This is a genomic window from Marinobacter sp. MIT932201, assembly GCF_047123295.1.
In the GTDB taxonomy this organism is placed as follows: Bacteria; Pseudomonadota; Gammaproteobacteria; order Pseudomonadales; family Oleiphilaceae; genus Marinobacter; species Marinobacter salsuginis.
Map to the genome: position 1 here is coordinate 2,860,277 of NZ_CP138917.1, position 16,417 is coordinate 2,876,693.

Genomic DNA, 16,417 nt, shown 5'->3' on the forward strand with positions numbered 1-16,417 from the left:
CAGGCGGCGCCAGGGCAAGTCGTTTGTGGCTTCGAAATAAGCTAACCTGTCAGATACTTAGCAACAGACCGGACCCAGGCGAATGCTGAAAATAAATCGAGAAAACCTGAAATCCAGTCACCAGCTTATCTGGTTCATCATTGATTTCCTGATGCTGGGGCTGCTAATCATCAACCTTGCCTTCATTATCTGGGACTCGATCTACAACTTTATCGCGGTTCAGAATCTCCTGAAAGAACACGCCCCCGCTATTCAGTCCGCCTACCACCCCATTCATGAACGCTTCATCTTTTACGATCTGATCTTTGTCAGCATCTTCCTGACCGAGTTCTTTGTTCGGTGGGGTTATGCCATAAAGGCCAAGGTGTATGACCGCTGGTACTTCTACCCGTTCATCCACTGGTATGACCTGGTGGGCTGTATTCCCGTAGGAAGCCTGCGTTTCCTGCGTATTCTGCGGGTGATCTCGATCATCTATCGCCTGCACCAGTACAAGATCATCGATATCACCAACACCAAGATCTACCGGTTCGTAAATTTTTATTATGAAGCCTTTATGGAAGAGCTCTCGGACCGCATCGTGCTCAAGGTTCTGAGCGGCGTGCAGCAGGAGGTTAGACGCGGCTCACCGCTATTCGACAAGATCCAGGAGGACATTCTCTACCCCCGGAGGGACATGCTCTCAGACTGGATTTCCAAGCGCGTTGCTGAGGCAACCCAGGAGGGCTATGTACCCAACCGCGGAGCGCTGCGCAGCTATCTGGAGGACCGGGTCGATAACGCCCTCAAGCAGAATCTTGAACTGTCGCGGCTGAAATACCTGCCGGTGGTCGGCCCCACGATTCAGGAAACCCTGGAAGAGGCCGTGGGAGACATCGTTGCCAACGTTATCCACCAGATTCTGGAAGACCTGGCCTCGGCCTCCAATCACGCCTTTATTGAAGACATCGTGAACGTGTTCCTGCCGACACCCGGCGAAGTGAGAGCCGACGAAACCCAGAACGAAGCACTGATCAATCTGATTATCGAGATCATTGATGCGATCAAGGGGCAGGTTAAAGTGAAACACTGGCGATCCGAGCTGCCTTGACGAACCGGCGAGATTTTCCAGAAACCAACAACAAAGAGAACATCCATGGATGCATCGCACTTGCCACTGCACTACCAATCCGCCCATGACCTTTTGGCGCAGCTGGAGGCGGGCAGTCTGACCAGCGAAGCCCTTACCGCAGCAATTCTGGACCAGATCCGGAAGCACAATCCCGCTATCAATGCCGTTGTGACCCTGGATGAACAGCTGGCACTCGCCAACGCCCGTCAGGCCGATGAACAACGGGCAGCTAACGCGGTGAAAGGCCCACTCCATGGACTGCCGCTTACCCTCAAGGACACCTGGGAAGTGGCTGGTATGACTTGCACCGCAGGCGCGCCGGCCCTTAGGAACCACAACCCGGAATACCACGCTGACGTCGTGCAGAGGCTGGAAGACGCCGGCGCCATTATTCTGGGCAAGACCAATGTGCCCATCTACGCCACGGACCTCCAGAGCTACAACAAGCTGTTCGGGGTCACCAACAACCCCCACAACCCGGCTCACACTCCGGGGGGCTCCTCGGGCGGCGCAGCGGCTGCTCTGGCCGCTGGCATGACGCCGCTCGAAGTGGGCAGCGACCTGGCCGGCTCCATTCGCACACCGGCCCATTTTTGTGGTGTGTTCGGCCACAAGCCAACCCGCTCCCTGGTCTCGTTTCGGGGCCACATTCCCGGACCGCCCGGCACCCAATCCCGGCCCGACCTGGCCGAGGGCGGCCCAATGGCGCGCAGCGCCCGGGATCTGGAGCTTTTGCTAAAAGTCATTGCCGGGCCACGGCCAGCCGAAGAGCGAAGCTGGGCGCTTCACATGGCACCGTCAGTGCTCCAGAGACTCGACCAGGCGCGGGTCGGCTTGTGGCTTGAAGACCCACTGTGCCCGGTAGAGCAGGAACTCACCGAAGGCTATCAGGCCCTGGGAAAATCACTTGCAGAGCGGGGCGCACTGGTCACCGAAGCAAAGCATCCTTTACTGAGCCTTGAGCATATCCTGCCCGCTTACTTCAACCTGCTCGGCACTCTGCTCAGTACCTCCCTGAAACCTGCGCAGCGCCGGCAAATGAAATGGGTCGGGCGACTCGAACCCTGGCTCAAATTCCTGGGCCCGATGACACCATTTATTGGTGAATACGGTAGGGGCGTGAACCAGCCCGTTTACCAGTGGATGGCCTGGAGCGAAATGCGGGAGAAAATGCGCGCCGAAATCGAATCCCTGTTTCAGGAAGTGGACGTTCTGCTGACGCCGGTCACACCAACCACGGCCATCCGGCATGACCACACCCACCCTGTCTTCAAACGCCGAATCACCGTCGCCGGCCAGCCACGGGCCTACATGGACCAGTTCTGCTGGATCGCCTTCGCCACCCTGCTGGGGCTGCCCGCCACCTCCGTGCCTATTGGCCGGACCCAGGAAGGCCTGCCGTTCAATGTTCAGGTAATCGGTGCACCGGGGATGGATCTGACGACGATCGGGTTTGCGGGACTGCTGGAGGAGGCGGGGCTTGCCGGCTTTGTTCAGCCGGAAGGATTCTGAAAAACACAGGAGTAGAAACGAACAAAGCCGGTTCTCGGCCGGCTTTGTTTCAATAGTGGTAGCGGGGGCTGGATTCGAACCAACGACCTCCGGGTTATGAGCCCGACGAGCTACCAGACTGCTCTACCCCGCATCAAACTGGTTATTTCTCAGGGAACCCCTGATCGACGTGGCGCGCATGATAAGGGGTGTGATCGACACTGTCAAAGGAAAGTTCCGGGTTTAACCAAACCTACCTCTCCAGAATCGCAGTAACCCCCTGGCCACCCGCAGCGCAGATGGAAATAAGGCCCCGACCGCTGCCCTTCTCCTCCAGCAACTTGGCCAGAGTCGCAACAATGCGGGCACCGGTGGCCGCAAAGGGATGGCCGGTCGCCAGGCTGCTGCCTTTCACATTGAGTTTGTCGCGGTCAATGCTACCCAGGGGCTTGTCCAGACCCAGGCGCTCCTTGCAGAAAGCCGGATCCTCCCAGGCTTTCAGAGTGCAAAGCACCTGAGCGGCAAAGGCTTCATGGATTTCATAGAAATCGAAATCCTGCAGTGTCAGCCCGGCCTTCTCGAGCATCCGGGGTACCGCATAGGCAGGCGCCATCAGCAGGCCTTCCTTCTTGTCCACGAAATCCACTGCCGCAACCTCCGAGAACGTCAGCCACGCCTTAACTTCGTAATTATTGGCCTTCGCCCACTCCTCACTGGCCAGCAGCACGCAAGACGCGCCATCCGTCAGCGCCGTGCTGTTGGCTGCCGTCATGGTGCCGTTTTCGCGATCAAAAACCGGCTTGAGCGTCGCCAGCTTTTCCAGCGAGGTATCCGGCCGCAGAATGTTGTCCTTTTCCAAACCTGCCATCGGCGTCATCAAGTCGTTGAAAAAACCCTCCTCATAGGCCTTGGCCAGCTTCTGATGGCTCTCGACGGCCAGCTTATCCTGATCCTCCCGGGCAACGTCCCACTCCTTCGCCGTCACCTGGGCATGCTCGCCCATCGACATACCGGTGCGGGGCTCGCCATTTTCAGGAACCTCCGGCTTGAGATGCCCCGGCCGGAACCGCCCCAGAGTTTTCAGCCGCTCGCCCGCAGTCTTGGCCCGGTTCAAATCCAGCAAAATCTCCCGGAGCCCCTCACCCACGCCAATCGGCGCATCGGATGTGGTGTCGGTTCCACCGGCGATGCCGCACTCGATTTGCCCCAGGGCAATCTTGTTGGCCACCAGAATCGCCGCCTCCAGCCCAGTTCCACAGGCCTGTTGGATATCGTAAGCCGGAGTCTCCGGAGCCAATCCACAGCTCATCACCGCCTCACGGGTAAGATTAAAATCCCGCGAGTGCTTGATAACCGCCCCGGCAGCCACCTCACCCAGCCGCTGCCCCTCAAGACCATACCGATCCACCAGCCCCCGCAGAGCCGACGTCAGCAACTCCTGGTTACTGATCTTGCTGTAGGCTGTATTGGAACGCGCAAACGGAATCCGGTTGCCACCCAGCACCGCCACGCGGCGAATACCCGAAGGCGCGGAGCTGGTCTTTTTCGAAGTAGCGGTTTTCTTGCGTGGAGTTTTCGATGCTTCTGCCATGATCAAACCATTCCTTTTATGAGATATCGAGATGTTCAAAGGAGCAATGGGGTTGGGCTTCCCAAAACCGTGGAGCGCCAGGGACGGCGCGACCGAGCCCTACATGGATGTATTCACGGGCGTGTTCTGGGAAGCCTTCCCCCAATGTTCCCTGCACCCAGGCTGAGTTGTTAATGTCGACAGTTTAGCGACAACCCGAAATGCCTCATTGGCACCCCTGACAACACCCTACAGGCATTGAGTCAATCCAAAAACTATCCGATTCTTTACCCTGTAGGACGATTCGCATCCAGCAACCCGAATGCAAAACAAGGAAGCCACCATGTCTGACCTCTATCTTAGAATAGTAAACACCCCGGTAGGTAAAACCGCCGCACAATCCCTCGGCCTGCCAGCACCAGTGCCCCTGAAACGCCTCAAACGCACCGACCAGCCCTTTATTGAGGGCGACGTACTCATTGGTGCAGCAGCCGGCGGCAAAGCCATCGCAACCATTGGCAGCACCCTCAGCGCCAGTGCCGCCACACTACACCATGCCAGCGGCAACGAGCGCCTGAACGATTCATCCAAAGCCGGCAACAAAGCCCGACCACTGGACCTGGGGTCGGACATCGACCACAAATTCTCGGCCCTGGTATTCGACGCCTCTGGCCTGAAAGGCCCCGACGACCTTCGAGCGCTCTACGACTTTTTCCACCCCACCATCAAAAAGCTCGGCAGCAACGCTCGCGTTCTGGTCGTTGGCCAGACCCCCGCCACCTGCAGGAAAGCACCCCAGGCCGCGGCTCAGCAGGCACTGGAAGGATTTGTTCGCAGCGTGGGTAAGGAGATCGGCAAGAAAGGCTCAACGGCAAACCTGCTGTGGATGGCGCCCGGAGCAGAGAAGCAACTGGAGTCCAGCGTTCGGTTCTTCCTGTCTGCCCGCTCTGCCTACGTGTCCGGCCAGGTCGTCAAGATCGGCAAAAGCGATGCGGCGCCGGCAACTAACCCCGTCGCCCCACTGACCGGCAGGGTTGCATTGGTCACGGGCGCCTCCCGTGGCATAGGCGCCGCCATCGCAGAAACCCTGGCACGGGACGGCGCGACCGTCATTGGTCTGGATATTCCGCCAGCCATGGAAGATCTTCAAAAGGTCACATCCGCCATCAAGGGCAAGGCCCTGGCCTGCGACATTACCGACGACAAAGCACCAAAACTGATCGCCGACTTTATCGACGAGCATTTCGGCGGGGTGGACCTGGTGATTCACAATGCGGGAATTACCCGCGACAAGACCCTGGGCAACATGCCTGAACACTTCTGGGATATGACCATCGCCGTAAACCTGACCGCCGAAGAGTTGATCGACGAGGAACTGGCCAGGCGTGAGCTTATGAAAGACAACGGGCGCATTGTTTGCATCTCTTCCATCAGCGGGATTGCTGGCAACTTCGGGCAGACCAACTACTCAACCGCCAAATGCGGAGTCATCGGATACGTGGAAGCCATGGCCCGGCAACTGAAAAACGGGGTGACCATCAACGCCATTGCTCCCGGGTTTATCGAAACCCAGATGACAGCAGCAATGCCGGTCACTATCCGCGAGGCGGGTCGCCGGATGAACAGCCTTTCCCAGGGCGGACAGCCGGTGGATGTGGCAGAAGCCATCGCCTGGTATTGCAGCCCGGCATCCACTGGAGTGAACGGCAATGTTGTGCGGGTTTGCGGGCAATCGTTGATTGGCAAATAAAAAAAGGGCCGATCCTTGCGGATCGGCCCTTTTTCGAAATTTGGTGGGTGGTACTGGGATCGAACCAGTGACCCTCGCCTTGTAAGGGCGATGCTCTCCCAGCTGAGCTAACCACCCGGGAATACTATCTAAATAAAAAATGGCGGAGCGGACGGGACTCGAACCCGCGACCCCCGGCGTGACAGGCCGGTATTCTAACCAACTGAACTACCGCTCCGCATCAATTCGGCCCTCGGGCTCGAACCTGAAACCGGATGGGGTGATCCGGTGATGCATTTGAAAGTGGTGGGTGGTACTGGGATCGAACCAGTGACCCTCGCCTTGTAAGGGCGATGCTCTCCCAGCTGAGCTAACCACCCACTTTCAAGCCTTTCAAAAGGCATTCACTTGCTTGGCAGCCGTGCTGTCTCAACCAAGTGAGAGGCGCATTTTAAGCATTTGGCTGGCGGTGTCAAATATTTTCCCGGAATTTTCTTTAAAAACCTGCAAGCCATTCAAAAGCGTACAGTTTTTAAGCAAATTCACTTCTGCCGCGAGGTTTTGACGGCCCGCACAACCGGACGATCCTGCCCTGCCTGCTGGGCTTTCTCCTGCAGAGACAACTCGCTAACACGGCTGCGCCTATCTTCAGGAACGGCCCGATTGGCCAGGGAACAATTCAGGTCATCCAGCCTTTTTTGCAGATCGCCCCAGCTATCGAGAAGTTGGGGAACAACATCGTCCGCCAGCTTTTCAAATCTGAGTTTAAGAGAATCCTTGAGAGTCATTGTTTTTGAATTTCCCGCGTTTTTCACCTGACGTCAGTGTAGTCAGCACTCAGAAAATCCACCAGCCACCTCCGGATTCTGCCTCTTCCCTTCGCTCACGCTCCTGCTCCAGTTCCGCGTACTCCCGCTCCAGCTGCTCAATCTTTTGATCTGTCTCCAGGGGAGCGGTGGGGCCACCACCGAATGGCCAGAACCAGGAAGCGGATTCGTACTTGCCTTCTTCCTTCATCCGCTCGATCTCAAGCTCCCGCTCCTCTTCCAGCAACACCAGTTGCCGCTCGTAATCCATGTCTTCATTCACTTCCACAATCGAAGTTGCAGCGTGGTTCGGTGCCAATAGATCACTGTTGAGGAATCGAGTGGAAACGATCTCATCTGCCTGCATGGCATACTCCCGGGTAACCAGCTGTAGGTCACCCTGGGTCAGCGGGTGGTCCGGATCCAGATCAGGGTGTCGCTGGCCCGGCTCGGAGAGCTCGTTATAACGCAGGTAATAAATCTTTCCGGGCTCGACTTCCAGCGTGGCATCGGCGATCAGGCTCAGACTGAAGGAGTTCATTCCCTCCAGCCCCAGCAGCGGCCGACGCATGGCGATATGGCGCTCCCCGGGGCTCACCTCCAGCCAGGTGAAGCTGTCGTTACGGATGTTGAAATAGTGGGTATCGTCTATGTAGACACTTGGGGCTTCGATCTCGTCTGCAGCCCACTGGGAATGGGTCCGATAGAAGTACAGCACGGCGTTGCGCCGGTCCCAGCTGTCGTTATCAATGTGGACGAAATCATGGCCGGAAACCGGGTGCAGGAACGAACCGACGCTTTTACCAATGGACTGATAAACCGTACACCCGGACGCCGCCAGCAACAGAAGTAACGCGACCAGCGGCCGGAGCAAGGGAAAAACGGAAGGCACTCGGGTTTTCATTGTTGTTAACTCTTCATCCTGATTGCGAGTTGCCTGATCATAACAACTGCAAATCCCCAGAAATGAGAGCTACCGCAAGGGATGGCTACAAACCGTTACAAAACCCGAAATGCGATGACCGAAACGCCTTGCGGGACAATTACTGCCCGCTGACCTGGCTCCGCAGCTGGTTCACTTCTTCAGACAGCCGAACCAGACGGGAAGTCAGTTGTGAACGGGAAGCATCGATCGACTCGACCGTTCGCTTCAGACTGGCCACCTCGTTCCGGAGTGCCTGAACCCGGCCATCGCCGGCCAACTCATCCGTCTCCCGCTCCAGAGCCGAAATCCGCCCCTCCATACCACTGATTCCAAGCTTCTGCTCCTGCTCGAATCGCCGGATACGGCTCTCGATCACCTGATCCACATCCGCCAGTTGCTGACTCAGTTTCGTCAACTGATCCGTTGCCTGCCGGCTGGCCTCCTGTAGTGCCGTTATCGACGTCTCCGTCTGCTGCTTCAGAGCGACAATATCGGCAGAGAGCGACGACCGGGCCTTCTCTACCGATGCTTCAAGTGCACCAATGGCCTGTTTCCCTTCCGCAAGACCGGATTCCAACGCAGCAATCCGCTCCTGCTGCTCATCCAGACGCTTCTTGTTGCGCTCATTGGCAATCGCCCAAAGCTTCCGGATCTCACTATCTGCCGTATCCAGGCGCTTGGTGTGCGCCGCGATCTGCTCCTCCAGAGTCGCTCCCCGCTCCTGCAGGTTCTCCCCAGTTTCCGAAAGCTCCCCCTCAAACCGGGCCAGCGCCAGCTTGCTCTGACGAGCCCAGTAATCTGCCTCCTCAAGCTGCCCTTCCAATGCCTGAACCCGCTGCTCCTGCGAATACCAACCGGCACCGCCCGCCACGGCCAGCACGATCAAGAGCACCCAAAGCATGGCCGAGCTGCCATGACCACCGCCCCCGTTACCGCCTTTACCCCCTTTGGGAGGCTTTGCTGGCGCCGACGGTTCGCCCTTCCCACCGGACGATGGCCTGGACTTTTTCTCCGCCGCTTTCTTCGGCCCGGCAATACCAATCGGTCGTTCAGCCCTCAGCTCATCATCATCTGGACGGATGGGTTCCATTACAGCTCCTGACTATGGACGGTTAAAACAATAAGGCCAGATAATACCTGTAGTTACTCGCAGGTAAAAATGAAGCCTTGCCAATCTATAATTCTTGCAAAGAGTTGGGGGGCAGGATGGAGGCGCTTTCCGGAAATGTCTGAAGCCATGGATGGCTTCAGTCAAGCGCACAGGGATGTGCTCGTAGCGTTTTCCGGAAAGCGCCTCCATCCTGCCCTACTCCGAAGCCATAAGTTTGCATGGTAGGTAGGCAAAACATACAATGGCCGGCTTTCCAATTATCACAGGACTGTTGCATATGCAGCCGCTTGTAGGACTCATCATGGGCTCCAAATCCGACTGGCCCACCATGGAACACGCCGCCAACATGCTCGAAAAACTCGGCGTGCCCTATGAAACCAAAGTCGTCTCGGCCCACCGCACCCCGGATCTGTTGTTTGAGTACGCCAAAACCGCCGCAGACCGTGGCCTGAAGGTTATTATCGCCGGCGCTGGCGGCGCCGCGCATCTGCCGGGCATGGTTGCTTCACAAACCGCCCTGCCGGTCCTGGGTGTACCTGTTCAGTCCAAAGCCCTGAACGGCCTGGATTCGCTACTGTCCATCGTCCAGATGCCGGGTGGCATTGCCGTCGGCACCCTGGCCATTGGCAAAGCCGGGGCCACCAACGCGGGTCTGCTGGCGGCACAGATTATCGGCACCTCAGACGATAATGTCCGCAAGGCTGTGGAACAGTTCCGGGCCACACAGACCGAAACGATTCTGGAGAATCCCGACCCTCGGGACCAGTAACGCAACATTGGGAGAAAGAAGCAGGCGGGACCTTGTGTCCAAAACACGCTACGAGCACATCCATGTGCGCTTGTTTCGGGCCGTCCCTGGCCCTCAACAGTTTTGGACACAAGGTCCCGCCCGCTTCCCATACTTTTGCAAAATGCCGACAGAGGCAGGAGAACACAAATGAGAATTGGTGTACTGGGCGCCGGCCAACTCGGAAGAATGCTGGCACTGGCCGGATACCCACTGGCCAAGACCTTTGTTTTCTATGACATGTCTGGCAGCCCCAGTGCCGGTCTTGGTGAAGTCATCATTGACCGGGACGGCGAATACCTGGATGACTTCCTCTCTCGCGTCGATCGCGTTACCTACGAGTTTGAACACCTGCCGGTCGAGGTGGCAGAGAAGATTGCCGCCCACAAACCAGTGCATCCCTGCCCCCGGGCATTGCAGGTGTGCCAGAACCGGGAAGCGGAGAAGACCCTTTTCGGCCAGCTGGGCATTCCCACGCCAGAGTGGAAAATTGCCGACAGCGCAGCCTCACTGAAAGCCGCTGCCGAGGAGCTTGGCTGCCCGGTGGTGGCGAAGTCCAACACCGAAGGTTATGACGGCAAGGGCCAGGCTGTGCTCAGAACGCCCGAGGAAGCAGAGGCGGCATGGGCGTCCATTGGCCACCCCCGCCTGATTGTGGAAAAGTTTGTCGACTTCCGCCGGGAAGTATCGATTATTGCAGTGCGCGCTGAAGACGGCGAACTCGCGTTCTACCCGATGGCTGAGAACACTCACCACGAGGGGATTCTGCGGTACTCGATTGCACCGGCACCAAAACTCGAAAAGCATGTTCAGGAAGATGCGGAGCGCTACATAAAGGCACTACTGAACGAATTGGACTATGTCGGCGTATTAACCCTTGAGCTTTTCGAAACAGCCGATGGTCTGGTGGCCAATGAAATGGCCCCGCGGGTTCATAACTCCGGGCACTGGACCATCGAGGGCGCGATGACGAGCCAGTTCGAGAACCACATTCGTGCGGTCAGTGGCCACCCGCTGGGCAACGTGGCACCCCGTGGTCTCAGTTGTATGATCAATATTATTGGCGAGCATGGCGAGATCGAGCGCATTCTTGAACTGCCCTATGCCCATGTTCACCTCTACAATAAAGGTGAACGACCGGGCCGGAAGTTGGGCCACGTAAACATTCTGGCCGACAGCTACGAGGAACTGGTTTGGCGGGTAAAGAACTGCGCGCAGTTCCTGCCCGGCAGCCCCGAGTTTAAAAGTTCTTTGACAGCAAAGGGTTGATATAGCTCAAAGCGCCCTTATATTGGGCAAGTGAACATCCAAATAAACAGAGAGACAGGGAGAACGACCTCATGGCATTTGAACTTCCCGCACTGCCTTATGAAAAGAACGCACTGGAACCGCACATCTCTCAGGAAACTCTTGAGTACCATTACGGCAAGCATCACAACACCTACGTCACCAAGCTCAATGGCCTGATCGAAGGTACTGATAACGCCAACAAATCTCTTGAAGACATTATCAAGAGCGCCAGCGGCCCGCTGTTCAACAACGCCGCACAGGTTTGGAACCACACCTTCTACTGGCACTGCCTGAGCCCGAACGGCGGCGGCGAGCCGACCGGCGCAGCCAAGGAAGCCATCGAAAAGGCGTTTGGTTCTTTCGAAGACTTCAAAAAAGAATTTAACGACAAGGCCGCCAACAACTTTGGTTCTGGCTGGACCTGGCTGGTGAAGAAAGCAGACGGCAGTGTTGCCATCGTTAACACCAGCAACGCGGAAACGCCGCTGACCGGCGCAGACAAGCCGGTGCTGACCGTCGACGTTTGGGAGCACGCTTACTACATCGACTACCGCAACTCCCGTCCGAACTATCTGGAAGCTTTCTGGAACCTGGTCAACTGGGATTTCGTGAACGAAAACCTGGCTTGATCGAAGCCCTGCTTCCAGACACAGACTGCAAACACTGCACTGTGTTAAAACGCCCGCCCCTGGCGGGCGTTTTTGTGTCTGTCATACCTGAGCAATTACAATTTGATACAAGCACACCCTGAAATCTTTGAAAAAATCGCCGATACTCCATGAAGATATGGCAACTCTCGACCATACTTGGCAGCAAGAATCAGGGTGAAGCCCCAAACAAAACGCCCGAAGCAGGACATTTTCGCCGTGAAGAGTGCGGAATTATCGTCCTGCATAACCGGAATAAGACAGGCTTGAATGCAAAACACCTTCGAGGTTGAACATCGCCTCGGCTATCGAATCTTACGTTGGATTCTTGCCGTGGCCCTTGTCAGTGGCGTGATCGTCAGCACGATACAGGTCATCCTGGATGCCCAACGCGTATCGAAGGGTCTGGATAACGACGCCGAGCAGACAATAGCGATGGTGAAAGACGCCGCTACCCAGGCAGTGTTCAGTATAGATGCCGAACTTGCCCAGCAAGTGGTGGACGGCCTCTTTGCGAAGGAGGCTGTTCATATGGCCCGCATCGTCCACCCCGACGGAGAGCCACTCGGTAATCGCGACCGTCCTTTGCAGCAAACCGCCTTTCGCCCGGTTACTGATCCCTTCTTCGATAATGAACGCCTGTTCCGGGAACCACTTTCCCGGGAAGGTAATCCCGGCGACGTCTACGGCTACCTTGATGTTCACTACGATACTGCCCCGGCTGCCCGCACCTGGCTGGACAGGGCAGCGGTCACCTTTGCTTCCGGCATAGCGACGGCCCTTATCCTCGGGATGGTGCTGTTCTATGTCTTCCACCTGCTGCTGACGCGTCCACTTCTCAGAATCGTAAGTTCCGTCAAACAGGTGGACCCTGCACACCCGGATGATCGTCTTGTCACGACGCCACCCGGTCACCAGAGTGACGAGCTGGGGCTGTGGGTAAACGCCACCAACAATCTGCTGGTTGCGATTGGTGACAGCCAGAAACGTCATCGCGAGGCGGAGGACCGCGTAAGTCGCCTGTCCCGCTACGATCAGCTCACCGGCCTGCCCAGTCGGGATACCTTCATGGAATTGCTGATGCGGGACATTGAGGAGGCCAACAAGCGCCACTCACAGCTGTCCCTGATTGTCTGCGGAATTGATGACTTCAAGTCGGTGAACGAGCAATGCGGTTTCCGCTCTGGCGATCTCATTCTGCAGACGGTCGCAGACCGGCTGACCAACAAACTGGACAATGCCCGCTTTACCATCGCACGCCTTGGCAGTGACCAGTTCGTGATCGTGCAAAAGGGACTCCGGGACGGATTCCAGGCGGCAGATACTGCTGAGCGGATCCTCGCCTGTATCAGCGAGCCCATGCTTGTTGAAGATCAGAGCATTTCCATGACCGCTACCATGGGGGTTGCCCTTTACCCGTCGGACACCAGCCAGGCAGACCGTCTGCTCCAGAGTGCCGAACAGACCATGACCCTGGCCAAGCAGAACGGCCATAACCACTTCCAGTTCTATGTCGCCAGCATTGACCAGGAAATCCGCGACAGGAAGCAGCTGGAAAAGGACCTGTCCCAGGCACTCGCCAACCATCAGCTGCATCTGGTTTACCAGCCCCAGATCAACCTGGAGAGCAAACGGGTGATCGGGGCTGAGGCGCTACTCCGTTGGGAACACCCGGCTCGGGGTATGGTGCCTCCCGACACATTCATACCTGTCGCCGAAGCGAATGGGTCTATCGTTGAAATCGGCCAGTGGGTCCTGGATCAGGCCTGCTGGCAGGCGGCTCGGTGGGCAGCCGATGGCACGCCACTGCGTATTGCCGTTAACCTTTCGGCAGTACAGCTGCGCCAGGAAACCATCGTCGATGACATCCTCGATACCCTGCGAAGACACAAGATTCCTGCCGGGCGGCTGGAGCTTGAGGTGACCGAAACCAGCTTCATGACCAACCTTTCTGATGCGGTGGCCAAACTCCACAGGCTGAACAGAGCCGGGATAAGCATCGCAGTGGACGACTTCGGCACCGGCTACTCTTCGCTCACCTACCTGAAGCAGATGCCGGTTCAACACCTGAAGATCGACAAACAGTTTATCCAGGATCTGCTTGTCAACGAAGAAGACACCCGAATCGCCAACACCATTATCGATCTCGGCAAGAGCCTGAACCTGTCGGTGGTTGCAGAGGGTGTGGAAACGGCAGAACAGGAATACTATCTGAGCCAGCGCGGCTGTCAGCTGGCTCAGGGTTATTTTTTCAGCAAGCCGCTGCCGCCGCGTGAATTTGAGACCTTCGTAAAAGGTTTCCACGAGCAAATCGTGGAAAATAACGCCTGACCCATTACCCTGAGGAGTTGCCATGGGAACCACCGTTATCGGCCTGATTGTCATTGCCGTCGTTGTTTTCTACCTGGTCTTTATCTACAACCGTCTGGTTTCCCTCCGTAACCAGTTCAAGAACGGGTTTGCCCAGATTGACGTTCAGCTGCAGCGCCGGCACGACCTGATCCCGAACCTGGTGGAAGCGGCAAAGGCCTATCTTACCCATGAGAAAACCACCCTCACCCAGGTGATGGAAGCCCGCAACAATGCGGTCAGCGCCCAAAAAGATGCCGCCAAGGATCCTGGCGATGGCACCAAGATCCAGCGACTTGGCAGCGCGGAAAACCTGCTGACCAAGGCACTTGCCAACTTTTACGCCGTGGCCGAGAACTACCCGGAGCTGAAGGCCAACGAAACCATCCAGCAACTGATGGAAGAACTCTCCAGCACCGAGAACCGTGTCGCCTTTGCTCGCCAGGCCTACAATGACGGCGTGATGAGCTACAACATCTTCCGGGAGCAGTTCCCCAACAACATCGTTGCCGGCATGTTCGCGTTCAAGGAAACGTCGCAACTGGAACTGGAATCACCGGAAGCCCGTCAGGCACCGAAAGTGGCCTTCTGAGGCCCTGAGGCATGGCTCACCCCGGTTTCTTTCAGCGCCAGGCCCATGCCCGGCGCAACACTAGTCTGCTGATCTTCCTTTTCCTGACGGCGGTTGCGTTTATTACGCTCGCCGTCTGCCTCGTAGGCTATTTCGTAACCCGCAGTGAATCCTCTGGTCTCGCCTTCCACCACTGGCTGCTCTCCAACCATGGCCTTTTAACGGCCGTTACGGTTATCGGGCTAATTGTTCTGGGCTCCCTGCTCCGCTGGGTCGACCTGGCTGGCGGCGGCGACCGGGTTGCCAAAATGGTGGGCGCACGACCGATTGATCCGGATACCCGGGACAGTGACGAACGTAAACTGCGCAATATTGTCGAGGAGATGGCTATTGCCAGCGGTGTGTCCGTACCGGAACTCTACGTGATGGATCAGGAAACCGGTATCAATGCCTTCGTGGCAGGCTACACGCCCGGCGAAGCCGTCATGGTCGTCACTCACGGTGCCATCACCCAGCTATCCCGGGACGAACTGCAAGGCGTGGTCGCCCACGAGTTCAGCCATATTTTCAACGGGGACATGCGGCTAAATGTCCGGCTCATAGCTTTGCTCGCCGGCATCCTGATGATCGGTCAGATTGGCGGCTTCCTGCTTCGAGCTTCCTTTTATCGTGGCCACCGCGTGGGTCGATCCCGGGACGGAAGGGCACAGGCGGCCATGGGCATTATCGGCCTGGCGCTGTTCGTGATCGGCTATGTAGGAGTTTTCTTTGGCCGGCTCATACAGGCGGCCGTCTCCAGGCAGCGAGAGATGCTGGCCGATGCCTCGTCCGTGCAGTTTACCCGTAACCCCGAAGGCATCGCCGGCGCACTGTTCAAAATCGGCATGAAGGGCGGCTATCTGGACACCACCAGTCACGCCAGCGATATGAACCACATGTGTTTCGGCGAGAGTGCGCGGATGAAGTTTACCTCGCTGCTGGCCTCCCATCCGCCCATCGACGAGCGCATCAATGCCATCCAGCCCGGCATGCTGGCCAGATTGCGCAGCCGGCTGAGGGATACCGAACCCGGCGCCGACCTTTACCGAAGCTCCTCATCGGCGCCTGAAACCGGCGCATCGGGATTCACCGGAGCGGCATCCGACATCCTTGGACCGGTCACCGGCAAGAATGGGAGAACCTCGCCCCTGGCGTCGAGCCCGGAGGCGCCGATCAAGCCGGGGCGGAAATTCTCAGACCAGGTTGGAACCATCAACCGGCAAAGCGAAGACTTCGCGCTGCGCTTTCTGGAGCGACTGCCAGCCACTTTCCGGAACCTGCTTTACACCCGGGCCGGAGCCTCACAACTTTGTTACGCCATGCTGATCTGTGAATTGCCGCGACCGCAGCAGGAGGAACGACTGAACCTGCTGCCGGCTCACCCGGTATTGGGCAGCCAGCCAGAGCTGCTGGAGAAGCTCTTACCAGCCCTGAAGACTATTGGGGATGGAGTCCGCTTTCCTGCCCTGGAGCTGGCCATGCCGGCGCTGCGCAAGCTGGATCCGGAAGAACGGGAGATGCTGATTACCAATGTCCAGAAGCTGGTTGCGGCGGATAATCGGGTCACCCTGTTCGAACTCGCCTTGACCAGTTTCCTGTCCCGCCATCTGGGCGATGAGGCAGCCAGAGTGGTTCCGGTTCGCTACAAGAGCTACAAACCGGTCATGCCGGCCCTCCAGCGACTTCTGAGCCTGATGGCAAGGGCGGGGTCTGCGTCCCAGGCTGACGCCGAGAAGCTTTATCGGGAAGCCATGGCAGGCTTCATGAATGCGAAGGATGGCAATGAGCCGGTTCTGGAGAAAGTCACCATGCGCCAGCTAAGAGAGGCCTTAACGGCCCTGAACGGCCTCTCGCCTTTGCTGAAACCGGCGATCATTGATGCCTGCGGGTACTGCATCACCCGCGACGGCAAGGTGGAAACGCGGGAGTATGAGTTGATGCGTCTGGTGGCGGATCAGATGGACTGTCCGATGCCGCCACTGGCTGTCTGA

13 protein-coding genes and 4 tRNA genes are annotated in these 16,417 nt (G+C 57.5%); 9 read left to right on the forward strand and 8 right to left on the reverse strand.

Annotated features, from left to right (window positions below):
* The first annotated feature begins 82 nt into the window (after nt 1–82).
* Complete coding sequence (locus tag SIC15_RS13075; RefSeq protein WP_412536110.1) at nt 83–1,090, forward strand: hypothetical protein; 1,008 nt, start codon at nt 83–85, stop codon at nt 1,088–1,090.
* 45 nt (nt 1,091–1,135) lie between these two features.
* Nucleotides 1,136–2,623 (forward strand): amidase family protein, encoded by a 1,488-nt coding sequence (locus tag SIC15_RS13080; RefSeq protein WP_136631539.1) that lies wholly within the window; start codon nt 1,136–1,138, stop codon nt 2,621–2,623.
* Nucleotides 2,624–2,679: 56 nt separating this feature from the next.
* Here the strand turns inward: SIC15_RS13080 and SIC15_RS13085 are convergent.
* Both SIC15_RS13085 and SIC15_RS13090 read right to left on the reverse strand, forming a co-directional pair.
* A tRNA-Met gene (locus SIC15_RS13085) sits at nt 2,680–2,756 on the reverse strand.
* A 99-nt stretch (nt 2,757–2,855) separates the two neighbouring features.
* On the reverse strand, nt 2,856–4,193 hold the full coding sequence (locus SIC15_RS13090; protein ID WP_412536112.1) for an acetyl-CoA C-acetyltransferase: 1,338 nt from the start codon (nt 4,191–4,193) through the stop codon (nt 2,856–2,858).
* Nucleotides 4,194–4,515: 322 nt separating this feature from the next.
* Here SIC15_RS13090 and SIC15_RS13095 point away from each other — a divergent pair, with 322 nt between their 5' ends.
* Nucleotides 4,516–5,922 (forward strand): 3-oxoacyl-ACP reductase, encoded by a 1,407-nt coding sequence (locus SIC15_RS13095; RefSeq protein WP_412536113.1) that lies wholly within the window; start codon nt 4,516–4,518, stop codon nt 5,920–5,922.
* Between the two features lie 41 nt (nt 5,923–5,963).
* Here the strand turns inward: SIC15_RS13095 and SIC15_RS13100 are convergent.
* The 6 genes from SIC15_RS13100 to SIC15_RS13125 form a co-directional block, all read right to left on the reverse strand.
* Nucleotides 5,964–6,039: transfer RNA gene (locus tag SIC15_RS13100), tRNA-Val, on the reverse strand.
* Nucleotides 6,040–6,062: 23 nt separating this feature from the next.
* Nucleotides 6,063–6,139, reverse strand: a tRNA-Asp gene (locus SIC15_RS13105).
* 66 nt (nt 6,140–6,205) lie between these two features.
* Nucleotides 6,206–6,281, reverse strand: a tRNA-Val gene (locus tag SIC15_RS13110).
* Between the two features lie 162 nt (nt 6,282–6,443).
* Nucleotides 6,444–6,689: a hypothetical protein gene (locus SIC15_RS13115; protein ID WP_412536114.1), complete on the reverse strand. Its 246-nt coding sequence runs from the start codon at nt 6,687–6,689 to the stop codon at nt 6,444–6,446.
* Between the two features lie 49 nt (nt 6,690–6,738).
* Nucleotides 6,739–7,611, reverse strand: a complete 873-nt coding sequence (locus SIC15_RS13120; protein WP_412536116.1) for a DUF2846 domain-containing protein — start codon at nt 7,609–7,611, stop codon at nt 6,739–6,741.
* A gap of 139 nt (nt 7,612–7,750) precedes the next feature.
* A complete protein-coding gene (locus tag SIC15_RS13125) occupies nt 7,751–8,722 on the reverse strand; it encodes a hypothetical protein (RefSeq protein ID WP_136631543.1) in 972 nt (323 codons plus the stop codon).
* Between the two features lie 298 nt (nt 8,723–9,020).
* Between SIC15_RS13125 and purE the strand changes: the two genes are divergently transcribed.
* The 6 genes from purE to SIC15_RS13155 all read left to right on the forward strand — a co-directional run bounded on the left by purE (nt 9,021) and on the right by SIC15_RS13155 (nt 16,417).
* The gene (gene purE / locus SIC15_RS13130; RefSeq protein ID WP_153633634.1) at nt 9,021–9,512 is read left to right on the forward strand and encodes a 5-(carboxyamino)imidazole ribonucleotide mutase; all 492 of its coding nucleotides are present in this window, start codon (nt 9,021–9,023) and stop codon (nt 9,510–9,512) included.
* Nucleotides 9,513–9,680: 168 nt separating this feature from the next.
* Nucleotides 9,681–10,799: a 5-(carboxyamino)imidazole ribonucleotide synthase gene (locus tag SIC15_RS13135; protein WP_136631544.1), complete on the forward strand. Its 1,119-nt coding sequence runs from the start codon at nt 9,681–9,683 to the stop codon at nt 10,797–10,799.
* 71 nt (nt 10,800–10,870) lie between these two features.
* Nucleotides 10,871–11,449 (forward strand): superoxide dismutase [Fe], encoded by a 579-nt coding sequence (gene sodB / locus SIC15_RS13140; protein WP_136631545.1) that lies wholly within the window; start codon nt 10,871–10,873, stop codon nt 11,447–11,449.
* Between the two features lie 288 nt (nt 11,450–11,737).
* A complete protein-coding gene (locus tag SIC15_RS13145; protein WP_136631913.1) occupies nt 11,738–13,798 on the forward strand; it encodes a putative bifunctional diguanylate cyclase/phosphodiesterase in 2,061 nt (686 codons plus the stop codon).
* A gap of 22 nt (nt 13,799–13,820) precedes the next feature.
* Nucleotides 13,821–14,408, forward strand: a complete 588-nt coding sequence (locus tag SIC15_RS13150; protein WP_069183158.1) for a LemA family protein — start codon at nt 13,821–13,823, stop codon at nt 14,406–14,408.
* An 11-nt stretch (nt 14,409–14,419) separates the two neighbouring features.
* Nucleotides 14,420–16,417, forward strand: a complete 1,998-nt coding sequence (locus SIC15_RS13155) for a M48 family metallopeptidase (RefSeq protein ID WP_412536118.1) — start codon at nt 14,420–14,422, stop codon at nt 16,415–16,417.

What these genes read in the sequence shown, in the direction of transcription:
- SIC15_RS13145 (WP_136631913.1), top strand. Translation starts at nt 11,738, where the DNA reads ATGCAAAACACCTTCGAGGTTGAACATCGCCTCGGCTATCGAATCTTA.
- SIC15_RS13115 (WP_412536114.1), bottom strand. Translation starts at nt 6,689, where the DNA reads ATGACTCTCAAGGATTCTCTTAAACTCAGATTTGAAAAGCTGGCGGAC.
- SIC15_RS13155 (WP_412536118.1), top strand. Translation starts at nt 14,420, where the DNA reads ATGGCTCACCCCGGTTTCTTTCAGCGCCAGGCCCATGCCCGGCGCAAC.
- SIC15_RS13075 (WP_412536110.1), top strand. Translation starts at nt 83, where the DNA reads ATGCTGAAAATAAATCGAGAAAACCTGAAATCCAGTCACCAGCTTATC.
- purE (WP_153633634.1), top strand. Translation starts at nt 9,021, where the DNA reads ATGCAGCCGCTTGTAGGACTCATCATGGGCTCCAAATCCGACTGGCCC.
- SIC15_RS13120 (WP_412536116.1), bottom strand. Translation starts at nt 7,611, where the DNA reads ATGAAAACCCGAGTGCCTTCCGTTTTTCCCTTGCTCCGGCCGCTGGTC.
- SIC15_RS13090 (WP_412536112.1), bottom strand. Translation starts at nt 4,193, where the DNA reads ATGGCAGAAGCATCGAAAACTCCACGCAAGAAAACCGCTACTTCGAAA.
- SIC15_RS13095 (WP_412536113.1), top strand. Translation starts at nt 4,516, where the DNA reads ATGTCTGACCTCTATCTTAGAATAGTAAACACCCCGGTAGGTAAAACC.
- SIC15_RS13150 (WP_069183158.1), top strand. Translation starts at nt 13,821, where the DNA reads ATGGGAACCACCGTTATCGGCCTGATTGTCATTGCCGTCGTTGTTTTC.
- SIC15_RS13135 (WP_136631544.1), top strand. Translation starts at nt 9,681, where the DNA reads ATGAGAATTGGTGTACTGGGCGCCGGCCAACTCGGAAGAATGCTGGCA.
- SIC15_RS13125 (WP_136631543.1), bottom strand. Translation starts at nt 8,722, where the DNA reads ATGGAACCCATCCGTCCAGATGATGATGAGCTGAGGGCTGAACGACCG.
- SIC15_RS13080 (WP_136631539.1), top strand. Translation starts at nt 1,136, where the DNA reads ATGGATGCATCGCACTTGCCACTGCACTACCAATCCGCCCATGACCTT.
- sodB (WP_136631545.1), top strand. Translation starts at nt 10,871, where the DNA reads ATGGCATTTGAACTTCCCGCACTGCCTTATGAAAAGAACGCACTGGAA.